A 21,647-nucleotide genomic window follows, 5' to 3' on the forward strand; every position below is an offset into this window, starting at 1 on the left:
TATTTTACAGCATTCAGGATAACCGGAACCGGGGCAAGATCGTGGAAATACCTATTGACGACAGCTATGAGCAGGGCCGCTTTGCCGATCTTGCCTTCAGCTATGCGCCGGTGGGTCTGGTGGTGACGGAGGACCGGGTGATCCGCCAGTGCAACATCGCCTTTGGCGAGATGTTCGGCTATGCCCCCGAAGAGCTCGAAAACCAGGTTTTTGCCATTCTCTATCCGACGGATGCGGAATTCGTGAACATCCGCGACCGGGGTGTCAAACAGCTGCGCGAGACCAACCGCTACTGGGATGAACGGATCATGGCGCGCAAGGACGGGACCTTGTTCTGGTGCCGGGTCCGGGGCCATTCCTTTACCCCCAACGACCCGCTGGCCCGCGCCGTCTGGAGCTTTGCGGACCTGAGCGCGGAGCGCCCCTATTTCCCGCTCACCCGCCGCGAGCGCGAGATCCTGAGCTATCTCTCCGAGGGGCTGACCAGCAAGGAAATCGCCATCAACCTCGAAATCTCGCACCGCACGGTTGAGGTCTACCGGGCCAAGCTCTTGCGCAAGTTCGGGGTCAACAACACCAGCGGGCTGTTCCATTCCATGGGCGGCATCGACGGGGACCATGTGGTGTCCACATCTGATCAATAGCGCGGGCCGGTGCCCTCAGGCCGGGGTTTTCCGCGGCGGGAAGGTCAGACGCCAGACGAAATTGGCCTATCCGTGATCAACTGACCCAAAATGGAAAACCGGACCTTCGTACCGAGCGCAGCGCACGTCAATTCCGTGTCCTGAGTGACTTAACCACACAGGGCAGCGCCTGACCGCGGGTGGGCAGCGGAACGTCCGTGGGTGCCACTTTATTTCTAATCTTTGGCGTGGGGATGATGAACCGCAATACGGTGAGAAAGCGCCCGCCCATGGGGCGGTCGGGCGCTGCCCGGCGGTGCTGCGCACCTTGACTCCGGGCTTTGGTGGACGGCAACTCCGTCCGCTCAGCGGACCTTGCCCCAAGCCGTTTCGAAGGGCCGCTTTAGGTCAGAAATGCGTGACGGTTGGGAAAATATTGCGTGACGCGGCCCCTTGATCGGATTCAGCAAATTCAGCGGCATCAGGTCAAAGGTCGCGACATTCGACAGGGAAGGTCACGGTGACAAGCACACCGGAGTCTGAGCCGGGGCGGGGCGAGCGGATATCAAAGCCGCATCCTGACTGGCTGCACAGCTCCTGAACGATGGTCAGGCCCAGCCCGAACCCTTCGGTTGTGGGCGCGCGGCGGCCAAAGCGGCGCTTGATCATCGCGACTTCCGCCGCGCTGAGCCTGTCACACTCATTGGCAATCGCGATCTGCCCCGGCGTGGCAGCATTGACCGTGACGGGGCCGGACCCGTGTTTCAGCGCATTGTCGAACAGGTTGTTCAGGATGATCCCCAGGGCATCGGGGTCAAGGCGGCAGGGCCAGGGGGCGGTGGTTGGCTGCAGGATCAGCTTGTCCGGCTCTGCCACGCCTCCGCGCAATTCGCGCAGCAGCATGTCGATGACCGGCGCGATGTCTGTCACCGGGGCATTCCGGCCCAGACCCGATTGCGCCCGCGACATTTGCAGCAGCCGTTCGATCAACCGGACCAGACGTTTCAGGCCGGTCTCGATCTCGCCCGCCCGCGCGGCCAGTGCCGGGTCCCGGGCCATGGCCTTCAGGCGCTGCGCCTGGGCCATCGCGATGGCGACCGGGGTGCGCAGCTCATGGGCCGCATTTGTGGCAAAGGCCCGTTCCGCCTCCAGCGCGGTGTCAAGGCGCGCCAACAGCCGGTCCAGCGTGTTGATGGCCGGTTCAATCTCCGCAAAGGCATGTTTGCGGCTGATCGGCGACAGGTCGTGTTCGCTCTTGCGCGCGATATCCGCGCTCAGCGCCGTCACCATCCCGGCCGAGCGGCGCACCGAGAGATAGGCCGCGGCATAGGACAGGCCGCCCAGCAGGAAAAAACCCAGCACCACCGCCGACATGACATCGAAAAGCGCCTCGTTGCGTTCGACCAGCGGCTCCGCCACGACGATGCGCAGCCCCGGCACCACGTCGGATGCCAGCAGGATCACCCGGAAGCCGTTCAGGCTGGTGATCCGCTTCGGTGGCAGCTCGGCCGTGGAAAAGGCAAGGGGTTCGGCCAGCGCGGACCTGTCCGTCACCACACCATCGGCATCCAGAAACCAGAAGCGCACCCGTTCTTCCGGGGCAAGGCCGGTTTCCTCAAAGCTGGCATTGGCCTGCGTTCCCGACAGCTCCCTGATCTGCAACAACAGCTGTGCCTTGTTTGACAGCGACAGGTCCAGCAGCTCGTCGTATTCCTCTTTCACCAGGCTGTAGACGATGACGCAGCCGATCAGAACCGCAACGATGCCGGGCAGCGCAAGTGCCGTCAGAAGGCTGCGCAGCAGGCTGTGACGCGGCGGGATCAGGGGCATAGCGCATAGCCCAGGCCGCGATGGGTCACGATGACGTCTTTGCCCAACTTGGCGCGCAGCCGGCTGATATGCGCCTCCAGCGCGTTGCTTTCGACCTCTTCGCCAAAGGCATAGAGCGCGGCCTCAAGGCTTTCGCGCGGAACCACGGCAGCCCTGCGCCGCACGAGGGTTTCAAGGATCTGCCATTCCCGCGTGGTCAGCCGCAGGGGCACATCGGCGCGCCTGACGCTGTGCTCGGCCAGGTTGATCGACAGCTCGCCGAGGACGACGACCTGCGCAAGAGTCTCCTCACCCCGGCGGCAGATGGTATGGATGCGCGCCTTGACCTCATCCAGGTCAAAGGGCTTGATCACATAATCATCGGCGCCAAGGTTCAGCCCCGTGATCCGGTCGGAAACCTTGTCCCGCGCAGACAGGATCAGCACCGGGGTGTGAACCCGCCGGTCGCGCAGGGATTTCAGAAAGCTCAGCCCGTCGCCATCCGGCAGTTGCAGGTCAAGCAGGATGACGTCAAAGGGGCTGGCACGTTCCGCGCTTTCCGCATCGGCGATCGTGTCGAACCATTCCACCAGATGCCGGTCGGCGGCCAGGTGTTCCATCAGGGGGCCAGCCAGCGCCGCCTCGTCTTCAATCAGCAGAATGCGCATGTTCCGGCGACACCTTGCAATGCCTCTTATGGGCCCGGTACGAGAATGGCAGCGCCAGCAGATAGACGCAATCTGCCAGGATCAGGGTGGGCCAGGGATAGACCAGCAGGCAGACCACCAGCACCACCGCCGCCACCATCACGAAGGGCAGATGGCTGCGGCGGATCGAAGCATGTTTGATGGAAAACGTCGGGATCGTGCTGATCGCCAGCAGGCCGATACAGATGATATAGCCTGACCGCAGCACCGGCAGATCGGTGTTCTGCCAGCCGTAAAGTTCCATGAAAACGGGCATCAGCGCCAGACAGGCTAGCGCCGGGGCCGGTATGCCGACAAAATAGCTCTCCGTTTTCAGCGTGACCCCGCTGGCACGCATGGACAGGTTGAACCGCGCCAGCCGAAGGGCGCAGCAGACCGCCAGCACCAGGATCGACAGCCAGCCAAGGCTGGCCAGCGGCGTGCCCAGATAGAGGGTGTGATAGATCAGCACCCCCGGCACGATGCCGAAGTTGAAAAAGTCCGCCAGCGTGTCCAGCTCCGCGCCAAAGGGGCTGGCACTGTCGAGAAAGCGCGCCAGCTTGCCATCTGCCGCGTCCAGAAACACCGCCAACAGGACAAAAGCCAGACCGGTTTCAAGCCGCCCTTCAAGCGTCATGCGAATGGCGGTCATGCCCGAGCAGATCGCAAAGACGGTGACGATGCTGGGCACCACATGGCGCAGCTTGATCCGGTTGCGCTGCGTCACTCGGCGATGCCGATACGCGCAGCGGCATCGCCCTTGAGATCAGCGAGGATGGTTTCACCCGCAACGGCGGTCTGGCCCACGGCAACCAGCGGCTGCACGCCCCGCGGCAGATAGACATCCAGCCGGCTGCCAAAGCGGATCAGGCCAAAGCGGTGCCCGGTGCCAAGCCCGTCACCCTCCTTGACGAAACAGACGATCCGCCGCGCAACAAGGCCTGCAATCTGCACAACGCCGATCAGCGCGCCATCGGGCGTTTCGATGGTCAGGGAATTGCGTTCGTTGTCTTCGCTTGCCTTGTCCAGCGAGGCGTTCAGGAACTTGCCATGACGGTAGACGATATTGGTCACCTTACCGGCCACGGGCGCGCGGTTCACATGGCAGTTGAACACATTCATGAAGACCGACACCCGCGTCAGCGGTTCGGACCCCAGCGCCAGATCGGCACTGGGCACCACATCCTCGATCAGGGACACAACGCCATCGGCTGGCGATATCACCAGGCCCTCCTGCTGCGGGATCACCCGCACCGGATCACGGAAAAAGTAATAACACCAGACAGTTGCCCCGACCCCAAGCCAGAACAACGGCTGCCAGACCAGCCCCAGCACCACTGTGATCGCGGCAAATACCGCCACGAATTTCCGGCCTTCACGGTGCATCGGCACGGCCACGATCTTGAGCATGTTCATCGGCTCTCTCTCACTCTCCAACGAAAGAACGCAGCAGCACCGCGCCCAGGAAAACGCCGTTGGCACAGAGCAGACACATCGTCGCCAGTGACCCCAGATCCTTGGCATCGCGCGCAAACGCGGCCCAGTCGGGGGCTAGATGATCGACAATGCATTCGACCGCCGTGTTAAGCGCCTCAGTGGCGATCAGGCAGAAAAACAGGATCAGCAGAATCGCGTAATCCGTCATTTCGGCCCCAGCGATGGCCAAAAGCCCGAATCCCAAAAGCAGAGCAAGCACGATATGCCGGAACGCCGCCTCTTGCCAGAGCCTGCGGAGCCCGGCGCAGGAATAGCCCGCCGCCGCCCAAAGATGCGGCAGCCCGGTGACGCGTGGTGGTTTCGGACGGGGCGAATTCGGGGGGGCGACCGTCATTTCTGCGCCACCCGTTGCGATCTGTGGCAGGGGGCGAAGATGTCCAGCGCCGGGTCACGCTCGCGCGTCGAGATGTCCAGCATCCCCAGCAGGGAGTGGAAGAGGTTGTCATGCGACAGGGCAACATCGGCGTGCTGTGACAGGCAGGCGCCATCCAGATTGAACTGCGTCTTGAACCCCTCCGACATCCACAGGACCATCGGCACCGTGGTTTGATAGGCAGGTGCCATGAAATAGGGCGACCCGTGCAGGTAAAGGCCAGATTCTCCCAGCGATTCGCCATGGTCGGAGACATAGATCAGCGCGGTGTTCAGGTTGGATTTCTGATCCAGCAGGTCGATGGTACGGGCCAGCACGGCGTCGGTATAGGCGATGGTATTGTCATAGGCGTTGGTGATTTCCGCCGCCGTGCATTCCTTGAACTCTGCCGTCCGGCAGGCCGGTTTGAACCGCTCGAACTCCTCCGGATAGCGCAGGTAATAGGTGGGACCATGGCTGCCGATCTGGTGCAGGACCAGAACGGTATCTTCGGTGATCGTGTCGGCAAAGCTTTCGAGCGCCCGCATGAATATCCCGTCCATGCATTCGCCCGAGGCGCAGAATTCGACATTTTCGGTGTTGGTAAAGCTGCGGCTTTTCAGACGGCGGGCCAGCCCCTTGTCGCCGGTGTTGTTGTCCCACCATTCGACATGCAGACCGGCGTGGTCCAGCACATCCAGCACGTTCTGGTGCGAGACACCCTTTTCATAGGAATATTCCTGCCGCGTGAAGCGGGAGAACATGCAGGGCAGGGAGACAGCAGTTGCCGTCCCGCAGGAGGAGACATTGGCAAAGTTGATCACATCCCGCCGGGCCAGCATCGGGGTGGTATCCCTTTCATATCCGTTCAGCCCGAAATTCTGCGCCCGTGCGGTCTCGCCCGCCACAACGATGGTGAGCACCGGTTTGCGGCTGCCCTCATAGGATGGTCCGCGATGCGCGTCTTCCCCGATCGGCTGCACCGTGACATCGGCGGTGGCAGAGATCATCCGCGCATAGCGGATGGCGCCAACCATCGGCGCGAAGGGCTGGAAGCTGCTCATCAGGTCTTTGCGTTCGCGAAAGACGGCGGCATAGGATTTCAGGTCAGCCATCAGGAACCCGGCACAAAGCGCCAGCGTCAGGGCAAAGCAGACAGCGGGCAATGCCAGGGTGCGAAGCAGGCTCTGACGCTTGATCCTAATGGCGAAAAGCGCCAGCGCGGGCAGGATGCCGGTCAGACCCACGTGGGTGACAAACCCTGCCGTGATCAGGTGTTTCGATTCCGTGACCGTGGTCACCATGACATTCTGGATCATGTCGCGGTCAATGATCACCCCAAGCTGATCCATGTAATAGGAGGTCACAGCCCCCAGGATCAGGACAAATGCGAGGAATGGTTTGACCACGTAAGGAAAGGAAAACACGCTTTGCACCGCCAGCGCGAGGCAGAAGACCGCCGCGATGAACCCCGCAAAGGACAGCATATGCCCGGCAAAGACATCCGATCCGATCCGCCAGAAGGTCGCGTTATGCACCGCGAAGACAAAGATCGCCGTCACAAGGCTCAGCCCCAGCGGGGTAAATTCGGGGCGCTTTGCCCATGCGCTGCGCAAAGTATCCGTTCGGGAAAGGGTCATGAAGTGTTGTCCGCATTGTTGTTCCCTGCGGTCTTGACCAGTGCAACCTTACGCGAACCTTACGAACTGCGTCCTGACGCCGGATCAGGGCAATGCGTTGCGCCAAAATGCAAAAAACGCCCCAGGGGGCGCTTTGCAGATCGGACGGGAAGGGGGGCTTGTCGGGGTCAGCCGCCCCAGCTGCGGACCTGGCCGCAATCCATATGGACGAAGTTGGAGCCGGAATAGCGCCCGACGCCGCCACCGTGGCAGGCCATCGCCGCCTTGGCCATCTGGTTGACCGACCGCGAGGCAAGCCGCAGATCGGCTGCCTGGCCGCGCATGTGCAGCGAATTCTTTGCCACCCCGCGCGAGCGAGAGCGCAGCATCGCGTTTGTCTGCGGGCTGCGGTAGCCGGACAGCAGCATGTAGGGTTCGTTCACGTCCAGCAGGTTGTGCGATGCCGCCATGATGTCGACGGTGCGCAGGTCGATGTTCTTGACCAGGTCATTGCGCCAGTCGCGCATGAAATAGGTAATCTCCTGCACCGCGTCCTTGATGTACTCACCTTCGATCCAGTAGATCATGTCGATGCGTTCACCGGTGCGCCCGGAATACATGCGAATGCGCCGGATATCCCCGCCACCGCGCAGGAAACCTGCCGCATTTGAATATGTTGGTGCTGATGCTACCGCAGTTGCTGCGAATGCGCCAAGGAGGGCGCGCCGGGTCATACCCGAAGAGCTGATGCCTGTCATGATCTCTGTCCCGTCGTCTCTGCCTGTGGCCATGATGTTACATGGGCCGTTCATCTCTTCCCTAGATGCAACATCGTTATTGCATAGTGAATTTTCATTACCAAGGGCTGAATCCATAAGGTTCCCGCTATCCGCAATTTTAGGCGAAATTTTGCGCATTTTTTGATTATGTGGCTCTGACGCCACGGGCCGCAGGTGCCTTTTTCGCATCATATGGGCGACAGATTCACCACCTGTTGCAAATGTGAATGGACAGTTCCGCGGCAAGCCCCGAAAACTGAATCCGCTGTATGTTCATATTTTCAGGGGGTATTCATGACGCGATATTTTACGGGCAACCGCCGCACATTGCTGATCGCGGCGCTTGCGATTGTGATCACCGGTTTCGGGCTGGTCCGGCCGGTTCAGGCGCAGGTCACCGCATTCAAACAGGCCGTGGCAGAGGCTGCCGCCGATGATGCTGATATCGCAGAATTCTACCGAAACACATCCTATACCCCGATCTGGACCGCTGCCGACGATGCCAGCCGCGCCCGTCGCGCCGAACTGATGCGCGCGATCCAATCCGCCGCCTCTCACGGGCTGCCGGTGGCACGCTATGATCCCGCAGCGCTTCTGGCCCGGCTGAGCAGCGTGCGCTCGCCCCGCGACCGGGGCCTTGCCGAAGTCGAGATGAGCAAGGTTTTCCTGACCTATGCCCGTGACATCCAGACCGGTGTTCTGAACCCCAAGCGGATCGACAGCCGCATCGTACGCGAGATTCCCTATCGCGACCGTGGTGCCTATCTTTCGGGCATCGCCATCTCCAAACCCGCCGCCTTCTTCCGGGCGCTGCCGCCGCGCAGCATGGAATACAACGCCCTGCTCAAGGAAAAGGTGGTGATGGAAAAACTGCTGGCGCAGGGGGGCTGGGGCCCCCAGGTTGCGGCCAGCAAGCTGGAACGCGGCGCGACCGGCCCTGCGGTGATTGCCCTGCGCAACCGGCTGATCGCGATGGACTATCTTGAGCGCAACAACGGGCGGACCTTTGACCAGGCCATGACCGATGCAGTCAAGCAGTTCCAGATCGACCATGGGCTGAACGACGATGGCGTCGTCGGGGGCGAAACCCTCAAGCAGATCAACGTGGATGTGGAGACACGTCTGCAATCCGTGCTGGTGGCGCTTGAGCGTGAACGCTGGTTCAACACCGAGCGCGGCAAACGTCACATCCTGGTGAACCTGCCCGACTTCACCGCCAAGATCATCGACGACGGCGTGGTGACCTTCGAGACCCGTTCGGTTGTCGGCGCCAATCAGGGGGACCGCCCGACGCCTGAATTCTCCGACATGATGGAACATATGGTGGTGAACCCCAGCTGGTATGTCCCGCGCTCCATCGTGACAAATGAATATTTGCCCGCGCTGCGCCGCAATCCGAACGCAGCAAGCCACATCATCATCACCGACAGCAGGGGCCGCAGGGTCAACCGTGGCGCGGTCAATTTCTCGCGCTACACGGCGCGGAACTTTCCCTATTCCATGCGCCAGCCGCCCAGCCGTTCCAACGCGCTTGGTCTGGTCAAGTTCATGTTTCCCAACAAGTACAACATCTACCTGCATGACACGCCGGCCAAGAGCCTCTTTGCCCGCGACGTACGCGCCTTCAGCCATGGGTGCATCCGCCTCGCCGATCCGTTCGATTTCGCCTATGCGCTGCTGGCGCGGCAGTCGGATGATCCCGAGGGGGATTTCCAGCGTGTGCTGCGCACCGGCGCGGAAACCAAGGTCAAGCTGGAGCAGCCGGTGCCGGTGCATATCATCTACCGCACTGCCGTTACCAATGCGCGTGGCCATACCGAATACCGGGCCGACATCTATGGCCGGGACGCCAAGATCTGGAATGCGCTTGCCAATGCGGGGGTGGTCTTGGGCGGCGTTCAGGGTTAACTCTGGCCCTGCATCACGCAGGGGGTGAACGCATGGGCCACACGGTCAGGGAAATAGCCGACAGCATCGGCGCGCGCGCCGAAGGTGATCTGGATCTGGTGATCACCCGCGCGGCGGAACCTGCCAGCGCGGGGCCGGATGACCTGGCCATGGCCTCCACCCCGAAATATGCCGAAATGCTGGCGCAGGGGCAGGCGCGTGCCGCCATGCTCTGGCCCGGTGCCGACTGGCAGTCGATGGGGCTGCGCGCTGCCATCCTGCCGGACCGACCGCGCTTTGCCATGTCCGGCCTGACCCGGATGCTGGATCAGGGGCAGGGCTTTGCCACCGGGATCCATCCTGCCGCCATCATCGACGACAGGGCCGAACTGGGCGAGGGGGTCAGCGTGGGCCCGCTGGCGGTGATCAGCGCAGGCGCGCGGATTGGCGCAGGCTCCGTGATCGGCCCGCAGTGTTTCATCGGCCGGGACGCGCACCTGGGCCCCGACTGTTTTCTGCGCGAACAGGTCAGCATCGGCGCAAGGGTGCGGATCGGCGCGCGGTTCATCGCGCAGCCGGGGGTACGGATCGGCGGCGACGGATTTTCCTTTGTGACACCTGAGCCAAGTGCCGTGGAAAACGCCCGCAAGACGCTGGGCGACCAGGGTGATGCCAAACCGCAGGCCTGGGCGCGCATCCATTCGCTGGGGGCTGTGACCATCGGCGATGATGTGGAAATCGGCATGAACACCACCGTGGACAGCGGCACCATCCGCGACACGAGGATCGGCAATGGCACCAAGCTGGACAGCCAGATCCAGATTGGCCACAACGTGGTTGTGGGCAATGACACGCTGATCTGCGCCCAGGTCGGCGTTGCCGGGTCTTCGGTGATCGGCAACAACGTGGTCCTGGGCGGACAATCAGGCGTCAGCGACAATATCTTTATCGGCGATCGCGTGATTCTGGGGGCCGCAACCAAGGCACTGTCGAATGTGCCCGCCGGCCGCACGATGCTGGGCTATCCCGCCACGCAGATGGAAAATCAGATGGAAATCTACAAGGCGCTGCGCCGTCTGCCCAGGTTGCTGCGCGACGTCGCCGCGCTGAGAAAGATGGTTTCCAAATCGTCTCAGGATGGCTAAAGCATCCCCGTGCATTGGATGGGAAGAACGTCATGGACATCAAGGATCAGGTCATCGCCATCATCGCGGAACAGGCCATGTTGGAACCGCAGGATGTGACGCCGGAGAGCACGCCAGAGGATCTCGGCATTGACAGCATGGGGCTGGTGGAAAGCATTTTCGCCATCGAGGAAGCCTTTGACATCTCCATTCCCTTCAACGCCAATGATCCCGGCGCTTCGGATTTTGACATCTCGTCGGTGGCCACGATCATCGCAGGCATCGAACGGCTCAAGGCCGAACAGGGCTGAGATGACATGAAACGTGTCGTCATCACCGGCGCCGGCACCATCAACGCCCTTGGCCACAATGTGCCCGATACGCTGGAAGCGATGCGCGAAGGCGTTTGCGGCATTGGTCCGTTGTCCTTCCGCGACGTGGAGCGCCTGCAGATCCAGATCGGCGGGCAGGTGCGCGGCTTTGACGCCGAAGGCCGGTACAACCGGCAGCAGATATCGCTTTATGACCGGTTCACCTTGTTTACCCTGGCCGCAGCCCGTGAGGCCATCGAGCAATCCGGGCTGACGTTTTCGGGTGAGCTATCCGCCAAGGCAGGCGTCGTACTGGGCACGGCCGGCGGCGGCGTGTCGACCTGGGACGACAATTACCGTGCCGTCTATGAAGAGGGCAAGAACCGGGTGCATCCCTTTGTCGTGCCCAAGCTGATGAACAATGCCGCCGCCTCCCATGTCAGCATGGAATGGAACCTCAAGGGGCCGTCCTTTACCGTCTCCACCGCCTGTGCCTCCTCCAACCACGCGATGGCTCAGGCCTTTGCCATGGTGCGCTCTGGCATGGCCCCGGCGATGATCACCGGCGGATCGGAATCGATGTTGTGCTTTGGCGGGGTCAAGGCCTGGGAAGGGCTGCGCGTCATGAGCCGCGATGCCTGCCGCCCGTTCTCGGCCAATCGCAACGGCATGGTGCAGGGCGAGGGGGCCGGCATCTTTGTCTTTGAGGAAATGGAACATGCCCGCAAACGCGGTGCCGAGATCCTTTGCGAAGTCATCGGCTTTGCCATGACCTCGGACGCGAGCGACATCGTGATGCCGTCAAAGGCCGGTGCCGCCCGTGCGATTGCGGGCGCGCTGGAGGATGGCCGGATCAACCAAGAAGAGGTCGGCTATATCAACGCGCATGGCACCGGCACGGCGGCCAATGACAAGACCGAATGCGCGGCGGTGGCCGATGCCTTCGGTCCGCAGGCGGACAAGCTGATGATATCCTCCACCAAGTCGATGCATGGTCACCTGATCGGCGGCACCGGTGCTGTGGAACTGCTGGCCTGCATCATGGCCCTGCGCGACGGGGTGATTGCCCCCACCATCGGTTATGAAGAACCCGACCCGGAATGCGCCCTGGATGTGGTGCCGAACACCGCGCGGGAGGCCAAGGTCAATGTGGCGCTGTCCAATGCCTTTGCCTTTGGCGGCATGAATGCGGTTCTGGCCCTGCGCAAGGTCTGAACCCGCAGGACCAGAAGGCCGGGACTTACAGCGAATATCGTTTGCAGATCAGCCCGTCCGGTGTGCGGTAGGTCTCGAACCCCATGGCCTGGTAATATGCCAGCCCTTCCGGGTTGTCGGCGGCGATGCTGGCGTCGATATGTTGCAGCCCCGCGGCCTTTGCGGCCTCCAGCGTGGCGCTGAACAGGGCCCGGCCCACGCCACGACGCGCAGCCTCGGGGCGGATGTGCGTGCCGATGATGCCCCAGCCGGGGGTCACATCATAGATGTTTCCCTTGCGTGCCAGTTTCAGCGACTGGAACCCCAGAACCGTCTCATCGGCATCCTCTGCCACTGAGCAGCGGATCCCGTCGGGGTCTTCAAGATAGTGCCGGCGCACGAAATCTGCATCGCTGGGGTTGCGCCGCTTGCCCAGTTCGCGCAACCGGGTCAGGAAATCGCTCATTTGCCGGACATCCCGGATTTCCGCCTGTCTGATCTTCACACCATGGCTCCTTCTGCAACAGAAAGGGCCGCCTCCCGGCAGCCCTTTTGTAATGTTCTTCCGGGGCTTTGAGCCGCTTACTGGTCGATGACCGAAGACTTGTCAAAGCTCGCCGTGAATCCATCCAGCGACAGGGTCAGCTTGACCTGCTGATCGGGGGCCAGCGCCGGCACGATGGTGATGATCGCTTCTTTTCCGCGCTTGAAGGCGGCAACGTCATCGGCCGTCAGGCCCAGCCGCACATAGCATCCCACCGGGTTGCAGAAGGCATAAGGGTAGCGCCGCGCCTTGCCGCCATCCACCGCGACGGTCAATTGCTGGGGCAGGGCGGTTTCCAGCGGCACAACAATTGTTGCCCCGGCTACGGCCTTGCCACCATCGGGCAGGCGGAACAGCGAAAACTCGGCGACAGGTGCACCCTGGCCGTCATCCAGAAGCTGGTACATCTGGCAGGGTTCGCTGCCATCCTCACCCTTGATGCAACGCATTTCCCAGGCGCCGACGACTTCCTTGGTATAGGGTTTGCCGATCTCCGGCTCGCCATCGGCATTTTCGCCAAGGCTCAGCTGATCTTCGATCTTGGGGGCCGTGCCGGTGCCGGGTGTCGCCTCCTGCTCGGTGGCTGGGGGCGTTTCTGTCGTCTGTGCAAATAGCACTGCGGGGGCCGCGCAGGCCAAAGCCAGGGCGACGGGCAGGGCAGTCAGAAATCTACTCATGTCAAATCCACGATTGTTGCGTTACTGCGCTCTACCATGAAGCAAAAACAATGTCAGTGGGTCGGCAAGGAAAAGTGAAACCGCGCACGCAAATTCCCGCTGATCTGCCCTGGGTGCCGCCCGGCCCGGAAACGCAAAAAGAGGACGCATGGCGTCCTCTTTTCACCTTAGTTCTCTCCCCGTCGGACTGGGCCGACTTATTGCCGCGACGTTACGAAAGCGCCGCTCGCGGGTCAACAGGAAAAACGGCAAAGATTTGCCGGTCCGTATTGACACCTGTTCGCAAGGCAAAAAGGGCCGCACCCGAAGGCGCGGCCAGTCTGACAGGGAGGATGCCCGTGACCAAAAGGACAATGATCAGGGCAAGAAGACTATGGCGCAGGGGAGTTAAGATTGTATGCTCATCGCTGAGAAATTTCGGCGGCAGCAGGGCTGCTGCGCCACAAGGGGCACCATGTGACACAAGACATCTTTATCGGCGGCGGCGGTGCGGATTATGCCACCCCGCAATTCCTGAACATCGGCTATGCCAACCGCCACGGGCTGATCGCGGGCGCCACCGGGACCGGCAAGACGGTGACACTGCAAATTCTCGCCGAAGGGTTTTCGGCGCAGGGTGTGCCGGTCTTCCTGTCGGACGTCAAAGGCGACCTGTCGGGGCTGGCGCTGTCAGGTTCTGCCGCGCACAAGCTGCACGAGGCCTTTACCAGCCGCGCCGAAAAGATCGGGTTCTCCGACTACAGCTATAGCGCCTTTCCGGTCACCTTCTGGGATCTTTACGGCGAGCAGGGCCATCCGGTGCGTACCACGGTCTCGGAAATGGGGCCGCTGCTGCTGTCGCAGCTGCTTGGCCTGAGCGAGGCCCAGGAGGGTATCCTGAACATCGCCTTCCGGGTCGCGGACGAGGATGGCTTGCCGCTGCTGGACCTCAAGGACCTGCAGGCCCTTCTGGTCTGGATCGGCGAGAACGCCCATGACCTCAGCCTGCGCTACGGCAATGTCTCCACCGCTTCTGTCGGCACGATCCAGCGCCGCCTGCTGGTGCTGGAAAATCAGGGCGCGGCAGACCTCTTTGGTGAACCGGCACTGGCACTGGAAGACATGATGCGAACCGATCAGGACGGGCGCGGGATGATCAACATCCTGGCTGCCGACAAACTGATGGGCGCGCCGAAACTCTATGCCACATTCCTGCTTTGGTTGCTTTCGGAACTGTTCGAGGAGCTGCCCGAGGTCGGCGACCCCGACAAGCCCAGGCTGGTCTTCTTCTTCGACGAGGCGCATCTTCTGTTCGACGATGCGCCAAAGGCATTGGTGGACAAGGTCGAACAGGTGGCGCGGCTGATCCGCTCCAAGGGGGTTGGGGTCTATTTCATCACCCAGAACCCGGCTGACGTGCCGGAAGACATCCTGGGCCAGCTTGGCAATCGCGTCCAGCACGCGTTGCGCGCCTTTACCGCGAAAGACCAGAAAGACCTGCGCCTCGCCGCCCAGACCTATCGCGACAACCCTGCCTTCAGCACCGAAGAGGCGATCCGCGAGGTTGGTGTCGGCGAGGCGGTGACCTCCATGCTGCAAAAGAAGGGGGTGCCCGGGATCGTCGAACGCACGCTGATCCGCCCCCCGTCGTCACAGCTCGGGCCAATCGACCCCGCTGAACGGGCGGCCCTGATGACCTCATCCCCGATGGCTGGCAAATACGACACCAGGCTGGACCGTGAAAGCGCCTTCGAGATCCTGCGTGCCCGCGCCGACAAGGCCGCTGCCGACGCCGCGAGGGCCGAAGCGGATGCCGCAGGGGCCGAGGAACAGGCACAGGATGCCGAGACCCCTGCCTTGCGCGAATTCAACAATGCGCGGCGCTATGCGGGCAAGGGGGCCAGCCGACCGGCCCCGCGCGGGAAGGACAAGAGCTGGTCGCGTGAGATCGGCGGCGCTGTCGGCAGTGTCTTCATCAAGGAACTCAAGGGCACGACAGGCCGCCGCATCGTGCGCGGCATCCTGGGCGGTCTCTTCAAGGGGCGGTAGGCGCGCCGGGCAGAGCCGTGGACGGTGCTTTCGGTGCGCAGCAACCCGGACTTTTCAAAAAGTCCGGACCGGAGTTTTCAGAAACTCCGATACGCGAACAGCGCGGGTCTATGTCGATCATGGAACCCGAGGCCGCAACAAGCCGCCGTATTCTGGGCGGTCTCTTCAAGGGGCGGTAGGTGCACCGGGCATAGCCGTGGACGGTGCTTTCGGTGCGCAGCAGCCCGGACTTTTCAAAAAGTCCGGACCGGAGTTTTCAAAAACTCCGATACGCGAACATCGCGGGCCTAAGTCGATCATGGAACCCGAGGCCACGACAGGCCGCCCTGTTCTGGGCGGTCTCTTCAAGGGGCGATAGGCGCGCCGGGCAGAGCCGTGGACGGTGCTTTCGGTGCGCAGCAACCCGGACTTTTCAAAAAGTCCGGACCGGAGTTTTCAAAAACTCCGATACGCGAACAGCGCGGGCCTATGTCGATCATGGAACCCGAGGCCGCAACAGGCCGCCCTGTTCTGGGCGGTTTCTTCAAGGGGCGATAGGCCCGCCGGGCAGAGCCGTGGACGGTGCTTTCGGTGCGCAGCAACCCGGACTTTTCAAAAAGTCCGGACCGGAGTTTTCAAAAACTCCGATACGCGAACAGCGCGGGCCTATGTCGATCATGGAACCCGAGGCCACGACAGGCCGCCGTATTCTGGGCGGTCTCTTCAAGGGGCAATAGGCGCGCCGGGCAGAGGCGTGGGCGGTGCTTTCGGTGCGCAGCAGCCCGGACTTTTCAAAAAGTCCGGACCGGAGTTTTCAAAAACTCCGATACGCGAACAGCGCGGGCCTATTTCTCCGGTATCAACCCGCGTGGACTGAACCGCAGCACCAGCAGCAACACCAGACCCATCGTCAGCAGGCGCATGTGCGAGGCGCTTTCCAGCAGATGCGCGCGCAGGGGGGAATGCAGATCCATGCCCGAGGTGATGAGGTTCATCAGCCAGAAGCCCATCGGCTCCACCTGCACCCAGAGGAACCAGATCAGGAACCCGCCCAGCACCGCGCCGAAATTGTTGCCCGATCCGCCCACGATCACCATCACCCAGATCAGGAAGGTAAACCGCAGCGGCTGGTAGGTGCCCGGCGTCAGCTGGCTGTCCATGGTGGTCATCATCGCACCCGCGATCCCGCAGATGGCAGAGCCCAGGATGAACACCTGCAAATGCCGCGCCGTGACATCCTTGCCCATCGCCTCTGCCGCGACTTCATTGTCGCGGATGGCGCGCAGCATGCGGCCCCAGGGCGAATGCAGGGCGCGTTGCGACATCCACATCAGCACGATCAGAACAATTGCGAACAGCGCGATGTAAAGCACCTTGACCCAGAGGGTCGAGGCCTCCACCGCGTTGAATCCGAAGCCCGCCGCGCGTTCGACAAATGCGGGCGAGTTCTGAAGGTCGATCTCGTAGGGCACGGGGCGCGGCACGCCGATCACGTTCTTGACCCCGCGGGTCAGCCAATCCTCGTTCTTGAGCACGGCAATGATGATTTCCGCGATGCCCAGCGTGGCAATGGCCAGATAGTCCGACCGCAGGCCCAGCGCCGTCTTGCCGATGATCCAGGCGGCCCCGGCGGCAAAAAGCCCGCCAACCGGCCAGGCCAGAAGCACCGGCAGGCCGAGCCCGCCCAGATAGCCGGTTTCGGCCGGGTTGATCGCCTCGATCCGCTCCACCGAGGGGTCCAGCAACGCCCGGAACAGGAAGAACCCGGCCACGAGAATGACGATGACCACAAGGCTGCGCCGCCATCCTGCCGCCAACCGGCGCATCACCAGGATCGTGGCAAAGATCGTCAGCGCCCCCAGCACCAGCGCCCCGATCACGCCAAAGCCACCGGCGGCAAAGGCCCCCTCGGTCGGGGGCATGCCGACCAGCACCGCCGCCAGACCGCCCAGGGCGACAAACCCCATGATCCCGACATTGAACAGCCCCGCAAAGCCCCATTGCAGGTTCACCCCCAGCGCCATGATCGAAGAGATCAGCCCCATGGCGATGATCAACAGGGCCGAGTTCCAGCTTTGCTCGAAACCCACGTAAAGGATCAACAGCGCGATAATCCCGAAAAGAGCGGTGTTTTTCAGTGTCGCATTCATACCGACTGCCCCTTGAAAAGTCCGGTGGGTTTGAACAGAAGCACGATCAGCAGGATCACGAAGCTGACCGCGAATTTGTAATCCGTGCTGAGCAGTTGCACGAGGCCCGAAGGCTCAAGGCTCTCTGGCATCAGGTAGACCAGGATCTTCTTCCAGGCATAGGTGATCGTCACCTCGGAAAAGGCGATCACGAAACCGCCGGCGATGGCCCCCAGGGGGTTGCCGAGACCGCCGACAATGGCGCTGGCAAAGATCGGCAGCAGAAGCTGGAAATAGGTGAAGGGTTTGAACGTCTTGTCCAGACCGTAAAGCACCCCGGCGATCGTCGCGAGCCCGGCGACAATCATCCAGGTGATCATCACCACCCGCTCGGGGTTGATGCCCGACAGCAGCGCCAGATCCTCATTGTCGGAATAGGCGCGCATCGACTTGCCCGCGCGGGTCCGGTTGAGAAACCAGAACAGCAGGGCAACCACGATGATCGCGGTCACGATGGTGATGCCCTGGGTGGTCTTGAAGGACAGCCCCTCGTCCAGCCCGGTGGCACTCTTGAATTCGCGGGCCGAGATGATGAACCGTTCGCCATCCAGGAAATTCTGATCATCCGCCCCGATGATGAACCGGGTGATGCCGTTGTAGATAAAGGTCACCCCAAGCGAGACGATGACCAGGATCACCGGCTTTGCCTTTTTCTCGCGGTAAAAGCGATAGACCACGCGGTCGGTGCCCAGAAGCAGCAGGATGGTCAGGCCAATGGCAAAGGGCAGGGCGAGCAGGGCCGTGGGCAGCGGGCCCAGCGAGATGCCCCAGCTCTGGAACAGCCATGTCAGCAGCACCGCCGACATCGCCCCCATTGCCATCGTGTCGCCATGGGCAAAGTTGGAAAACCGCAGGATACCGTAGACCAGCGTGACCCCCAGCGCGCCAAGTGCCAGCTGGCTGCCATAGGCCACACCGGGGACAAAGACGTAATTCAGGAATGCAATCAGTGCGTTGAGAAAATCCATCAGAGTGAAAGCTCCATGTAGCGGCTGTAGGGCGCGCCAGCCTTGTAAGCGCCAAAGGCGGCGCAGTCGGTGAACCCGTGCCGTTCGTACAGCCTGTGCGCGGCTTCCAGACCCGGTTGCCCGGTCTCCAGCCGCAATGTCGGTATCTTGCGGTCGCGGGCGACGGCCATCAGATGCGAAAGCAGGGCCTGGGCAACACCGCGTCCGCGCGCTTTTTCGGCGACGAACATGGATTTGACTTCGCCATACTCCCGGTAATCGGCAAGCGCCACGCACCCCAGCGCGCTTTCGCTGTCTTTCGCCAGGAAAAAGTCGATATGCGGCGCGGCCAGTTTCTCCACCGACAGGAAATGATTTGCCTCGCTGGGGAAGAGGCTTTCCATCAGGGCATGGCTCGCTTCCAGCAATTCTCGCGCCTGCGGCATACCCGGATCAGCGACAGTGATTGTTATTTCTTTCGACACCTCAGCCCCCCAGAAAGCTCTTGCGGACTTCCGGGTCGGCCAGAAGCTCCTTGCCGGTGCCGGTATAGGCATTCGCCCCCTGCACCAGAACATAGCCCTTGTCCGCAATCTCAAGCGCCTGGCGGGCGTTCTGTTCGACCATCAGGATCGGAATGCCGGTGCGTGCCACCTCGATGATCCGGTCGAACAATTCGTCCATCACGATGGGGCTGACGCCCGCGGTGGGTTCGTCCAGCATCAGCACCTTGGGCTGGGTCATCAGCGCGCGGCCCACGGCGACCTGCTGGCGCTGGCCGCCCGAGAGTTCGCCCGCCGCCTGACGGCGCTTTTCCTTGAGGATCGGGAACAGGTCATAGACCTGCGCCATCGTATCGCTGAAATCGTCGGTGCGGATAAAGGCACCCATCTCAAGGTTTTCCTCCACCGTCATGGAGGTGAAGATGTTCGAGGTCTGCGGGACAAAACCCATGCCCTTGGCGACCCGGTCCTGCGGCGACAGGTCGGTGATGTCCTCGCCATCCAGCCGCACATGACCCTTGCGCATGTCCAGCATCCCGAACACCGCCTTCATGCCGGTGGATTTGCCCGCGCCGTTGGGGCCGACGATCACGGCGATTTCGCCACGATCCACCGCAATGGTGCAATCATGCAGGATGTCAGGGCCATTGCCATAGCCCGCCGTCATACCGTCCCCGATCAGGAAGGGGCCACCGGGGGCGGGATGGGCCTGCCCCTTGTGCTTCGGGATCACGCTGCCTTGCCCCTTGGGGTTGGCAATCGACACGTCCTTGTTGCCGCGGTCACCGTATGGATCGCTCATATCAGCCTCATTCCTTGCTGGCCGCCTGGGGCGGCGCGTAATCTTCGGCGCAGGACACCGCATCCGCGCAATTGTCCCGCAGCAGCGCCACGAGGTCGCGCGATGCCGCGTCGAGTTGTTCGACGGATGTTTCGTTCGGGGCCTGCAGCCACAGCATGATCCGCGCCGCGCCCACCTGCGACAGCATCACGGCCTGCAGATAGGGCTCTCCCTCCCAGACATCGCGCTGAAGGTGGCGCAGGACGGTGGCATCCGGGAGGGTCAGCTTGTCAGCGATCAGAACCTCGGACGGAACTTCCGCATCGGCGGCAACCCATTCGGCATAGGTGGTATAGACCTCTTCAAGCGTGGCCAGATTGTCGGTAATCTCGTGGCCCGGCCATTCTTGCGTGAAATCAAGCACGTAGTTATCCAGCAGCAGGGTGGCGCCATCGCCGTACTGATCCCAGACAGCGGCTTCCCATGGGGTGCCGCGGTCGCACATCCAGATGTCCTGGCTGAGCTGCGCACAGGCCGCAGCCGCCTGGGGCAGGGCCACCAGCGCCGTGCCCAATGCCCATGCGATGGTGCGCAAGCTGATCACGAGTCGCTGTCCTCGACGGTGATCCGGTTTGCGGCGATGAAACGGTCGTGCAGGGCACGATGATCGTCGGTCAACTCGGATCCGATGGACCAGGTCAGGAACTGGACCGCGTGATGGTCCATCAACACCGCGCTATTGATATAAACCACATTGAGGCCCTGGACACGCAGGCCATAGATCATGGTTTCGCCCGGCACCTCATCCACGGGTTGATCAAACACGTCGATCACCGGCACCTCGCTTGTCGGCACGCCGACCGCATCTGCGGCACTGGAGATGATCAGGGCGCGATAATCCTCGCGTTCCATCCCGTCCGCCCGTCCGATGTTCTCGTAAACGATCCCGGCATAATTGCGGCTGTCATGCTGAAAGATGCGGGTGAATTCGGTTCCGGTTGTGCTGGTGGGTCGCCAGTCAAGAATACTGCCACAAAAGCCAAGGACGGTGTTGATGGGAAGGCATTTACTATCGGTCTCGGCTGTACTGGCAAAACGCCAGGTCCGGTCGCTCAGCAATTCCACGCGCTTGCCGCCCAGAATGGTTTTTCCGATCACATCCGCCGTACCGCCAGCCGTCTGCGCGCTGGCGGGGCACTGCAGCAAGGCCGCAGCCACAACAAACGGAAAGGCATAGGAAAACTTCACGCCCCCACCTTGTCCTTGTTCTTCAATCCTGTCCCCAGATAGGCCTCGATCACATGTTCATTGGCCTTGATCTCGTCCAGCGTACCCTGGGCCAGCACATGGCCCTCCGCCATGCAGATCACCGGATCGCAGAGGCGGCCGATGAAATCCATGTCATGTTCGATGACCACGAAAGTATAGTTGCGTTCCTTGTTCAGGCGCAGGATCGCGTCGCCGATGGTGTTGAGCAGGGTCCGGTTCACGCCGGCCCCCACTTCGTCCAGGAACACGATCTTGGCATCCACCATCATGGTGCGGCCCAGTTCCAGCAGCTTTTTCTGTCCGCCCGAGATCTGGCCCGCCTTCTGATCGGCCAGATGCTCGATGGTCAGGAATTCAAGCACCTCGTCCGCCTTGGCCTTCAGCGCGCGCTCCTCATCGGCGATGCGTCTGGTGCCGAACCAGGTGTTCCACAGGGTTTCACCGCTTTGGCCACCGGGCACCATCATCAGGTTCTCGCGGCAGGTCATGGAGTGAAATTCATGGGCAATCTGGAAGGTGCGCAGCAACCCCTTGTGAAACAAAGTATGCGGCGGCAGACCTGTGATGTCCTCGCCATCCATGTAAACGCGACCGGAGGTCGGTTTAAGAACGCCTGCGATCACATTGAAAAGAGTGGTCTTTCCGGCACCGTTCGGGCCGATCAACCCGGTGATGGAACCTGCTTCGATGGTCAGGCTTGCCCCGTCCACGGCGTGAAATCCACCAAAGTGTTTATGTATGTCGTCAACGACGATCATAAATCCATCCCCATGTCGGCCCTGTTCCGGGCACTTATCCGGCCCTGTTTCGGGCGCTTATATTTTGGATACAGCCCGGCATATGCGCCGG

Annotated in this window: 22 protein-coding genes; 6 read left to right on the forward strand and 16 right to left on the reverse strand. The window is 61.9% G+C overall.

The window, feature by feature from the left end:
* Window positions 1–41: 41 nt before the first annotated feature.
* On the forward strand, window positions 42–644 hold the full coding sequence (locus PVW51_RS18380) for a helix-turn-helix domain-containing protein (RefSeq protein ID WP_274576589.1): 603 nt from the start codon (window positions 42–44) through the stop codon (window positions 642–644).
* Window positions 645–1,109: 465 nt separating this feature from the next.
* Here the strand turns inward: PVW51_RS18380 and PVW51_RS18385 are convergent, their stop codons facing one another.
* The 7 genes from PVW51_RS18385 to PVW51_RS18415 form a co-directional block, all read right to left on the reverse strand.
* Window positions 1,110–2,453 carry a sensor histidine kinase gene (locus tag PVW51_RS18385; RefSeq protein ID WP_274576591.1) on the reverse strand — a complete coding sequence of 448 codons (1,344 nt, stop codon included), beginning with the start codon at window positions 2,451–2,453 and terminating at the stop codon, window positions 1,110–1,112.
* Complete coding sequence (locus PVW51_RS18390) at window positions 2,444–3,100, reverse strand: response regulator transcription factor (protein ID WP_274576592.1); 657 nt, start codon at window positions 3,098–3,100, stop codon at window positions 2,444–2,446. Before PVW51_RS18390 ends, PVW51_RS18385 begins: the two co-directional genes overlap by 10 nt.
* Window positions 3,081–3,845 carry a CDP-alcohol phosphatidyltransferase family protein gene (locus PVW51_RS18395; RefSeq protein WP_274576594.1) on the reverse strand — a complete coding sequence of 255 codons (765 nt, stop codon included), beginning with the start codon at window positions 3,843–3,845 and terminating at the stop codon, window positions 3,081–3,083. The genes PVW51_RS18390 and PVW51_RS18395 overlap by 20 nt, the downstream gene beginning before the upstream one ends.
* A complete protein-coding gene (locus tag PVW51_RS18400; protein WP_274576595.1) occupies window positions 3,842–4,534 on the reverse strand; it encodes a phosphatidylserine decarboxylase in 693 nt (230 codons plus the stop codon). The genes PVW51_RS18395 and PVW51_RS18400 overlap by 4 nt, the downstream gene beginning before the upstream one ends.
* A 10-nt stretch (window positions 4,535–4,544) precedes the next feature.
* The gene (locus tag PVW51_RS18405; RefSeq protein WP_274576596.1) at window positions 4,545–4,949 is read right to left on the reverse strand and encodes a diacylglycerol kinase; all 405 of its coding nucleotides are present in this window, start codon (window positions 4,947–4,949) and stop codon (window positions 4,545–4,547) included.
* Complete coding sequence (locus PVW51_RS18410; protein ID WP_274576597.1) at window positions 4,946–6,607, reverse strand: phosphoethanolamine transferase; 1,662 nt, start codon at window positions 6,605–6,607, stop codon at window positions 4,946–4,948. Before PVW51_RS18410 ends, PVW51_RS18405 begins: the two co-directional genes overlap by 4 nt.
* A 167-nt stretch (window positions 6,608–6,774) precedes the next feature.
* Window positions 6,775–7,344 carry a YcbK family protein gene (locus tag PVW51_RS18415; protein ID WP_269366325.1) on the reverse strand — a complete coding sequence of 190 codons (570 nt, stop codon included), beginning with the start codon at window positions 7,342–7,344 and terminating at the stop codon, window positions 6,775–6,777.
* Window positions 7,345–7,659: 315 nt separating this feature from the next.
* Between PVW51_RS18415 and PVW51_RS18420 the strand changes: the two genes are divergently transcribed.
* Genes PVW51_RS18420 through PVW51_RS18435 form a run of 4 tightly spaced genes read left to right on the forward strand, consistent with a single transcriptional unit; the run spans window position 7,660 to window position 11,902 of the window.
* Window positions 7,660–9,273 carry a L,D-transpeptidase family protein gene (locus PVW51_RS18420; protein WP_274576599.1) on the forward strand — a complete coding sequence of 538 codons (1,614 nt, stop codon included), beginning with the start codon at window positions 7,660–7,662 and terminating at the stop codon, window positions 9,271–9,273.
* A 32-nt stretch (window positions 9,274–9,305) separates the two neighbouring features.
* On the forward strand, window positions 9,306–10,397 hold the full coding sequence (lpxD, locus tag PVW51_RS18425) for a UDP-3-O-(3-hydroxymyristoyl)glucosamine N-acyltransferase (RefSeq protein ID WP_274576600.1): 1,092 nt from the start codon (window positions 9,306–9,308) through the stop codon (window positions 10,395–10,397).
* Window positions 10,398–10,429: 32 nt separating this feature from the next.
* Window positions 10,430–10,687 carry an acyl carrier protein gene (locus tag PVW51_RS18430; RefSeq protein WP_269366218.1) on the forward strand — a complete coding sequence of 86 codons (258 nt, stop codon included), beginning with the start codon at window positions 10,430–10,432 and terminating at the stop codon, window positions 10,685–10,687.
* Between the two features lie 6 nt (window positions 10,688–10,693).
* Entirely contained in the window at window positions 10,694–11,902 is a 1,209-nt protein-coding gene (locus PVW51_RS18435; protein WP_274576602.1) for a beta-ketoacyl-[acyl-carrier-protein] synthase family protein, read from the forward strand.
* A 25-nt stretch (window positions 11,903–11,927) separates the two neighbouring features.
* Here PVW51_RS18435 and PVW51_RS18440 read toward each other — a convergent pair whose 3' ends face one another.
* The gene (locus PVW51_RS18440) at window positions 11,928–12,386 is read right to left on the reverse strand and encodes a GNAT family N-acetyltransferase (RefSeq protein WP_274576603.1); all 459 of its coding nucleotides are present in this window, start codon (window positions 12,384–12,386) and stop codon (window positions 11,928–11,930) included.
* A 77-nt stretch (window positions 12,387–12,463) separates the two neighbouring features.
* Window positions 12,464–13,102 (reverse strand): invasion associated locus B family protein, encoded by a 639-nt coding sequence (locus PVW51_RS18445; RefSeq protein WP_269366214.1) that lies wholly within the window; start codon window positions 13,100–13,102, stop codon window positions 12,464–12,466.
* A 456-nt stretch (window positions 13,103–13,558) separates the two neighbouring features.
* Here PVW51_RS18445 and PVW51_RS18450 point away from each other — a divergent pair, with 456 nt between their 5' ends.
* Window positions 13,559–15,130 carry a helicase HerA-like domain-containing protein gene (locus tag PVW51_RS18450; RefSeq protein ID WP_274576605.1) on the forward strand — a complete coding sequence of 524 codons (1,572 nt, stop codon included), beginning with the start codon at window positions 13,559–13,561 and terminating at the stop codon, window positions 15,128–15,130.
* Between the two features lie 824 nt (window positions 15,131–15,954).
* Here PVW51_RS18450 and PVW51_RS18455 read toward each other — a convergent pair.
* The 7 genes from PVW51_RS18455 to PVW51_RS18485 are packed head-to-tail and all read right to left on the reverse strand — an operon-like array spanning window position 15,955 to window position 21,556.
* The gene (locus PVW51_RS18455; RefSeq protein ID WP_274576606.1) at window positions 15,955–17,259 is read right to left on the reverse strand and encodes a branched-chain amino acid ABC transporter permease; all 1,305 of its coding nucleotides are present in this window, start codon (window positions 17,257–17,259) and stop codon (window positions 15,955–15,957) included.
* On the reverse strand, window positions 17,256–18,266 hold the full coding sequence (locus tag PVW51_RS18460; protein WP_274576608.1) for a branched-chain amino acid ABC transporter permease: 1,011 nt from the start codon (window positions 18,264–18,266) through the stop codon (window positions 17,256–17,258). The genes PVW51_RS18455 and PVW51_RS18460 overlap by 4 nt, the downstream gene beginning before the upstream one ends.
* Entirely contained in the window at window positions 18,266–18,730 is a 465-nt protein-coding gene (locus PVW51_RS18465) for a GNAT family N-acetyltransferase (RefSeq protein WP_274576610.1), read from the reverse strand. Before PVW51_RS18465 ends, PVW51_RS18460 begins: the two co-directional genes overlap by 1 nt.
* A 1-nt stretch (window position 18,731) precedes the next feature.
* A complete protein-coding gene (locus tag PVW51_RS18470; protein ID WP_269366203.1) occupies window positions 18,732–19,550 on the reverse strand; it encodes an ABC transporter ATP-binding protein in 819 nt (272 codons plus the stop codon).
* 7 nt (window positions 19,551–19,557) lie between these two features.
* Window positions 19,558–20,133, reverse strand: a complete 576-nt coding sequence (locus PVW51_RS18475; protein ID WP_274576611.1) for a hypothetical protein — start codon at window positions 20,131–20,133, stop codon at window positions 19,558–19,560.
* Window positions 20,130–20,777, reverse strand: a complete 648-nt coding sequence (locus PVW51_RS18480) for a hypothetical protein (protein WP_274576613.1) — start codon at window positions 20,775–20,777, stop codon at window positions 20,130–20,132. The genes PVW51_RS18475 and PVW51_RS18480 overlap by 4 nt, the downstream gene beginning before the upstream one ends.
* On the reverse strand, window positions 20,774–21,556 hold the full coding sequence (locus PVW51_RS18485) for an ABC transporter ATP-binding protein (protein ID WP_274576614.1): 783 nt from the start codon (window positions 21,554–21,556) through the stop codon (window positions 20,774–20,776). The genes PVW51_RS18480 and PVW51_RS18485 overlap by 4 nt, the downstream gene beginning before the upstream one ends.
* Window positions 21,557–21,647 lie beyond the last annotated feature (91 nt).

Origin of the sequence: Sulfitobacter sp. PR48 (assembly GCF_028807335.1) — a bacterium.
GTDB lineage: Bacteria > Pseudomonadota > Alphaproteobacteria > Rhodobacterales > Rhodobacteraceae > Sulfitobacter.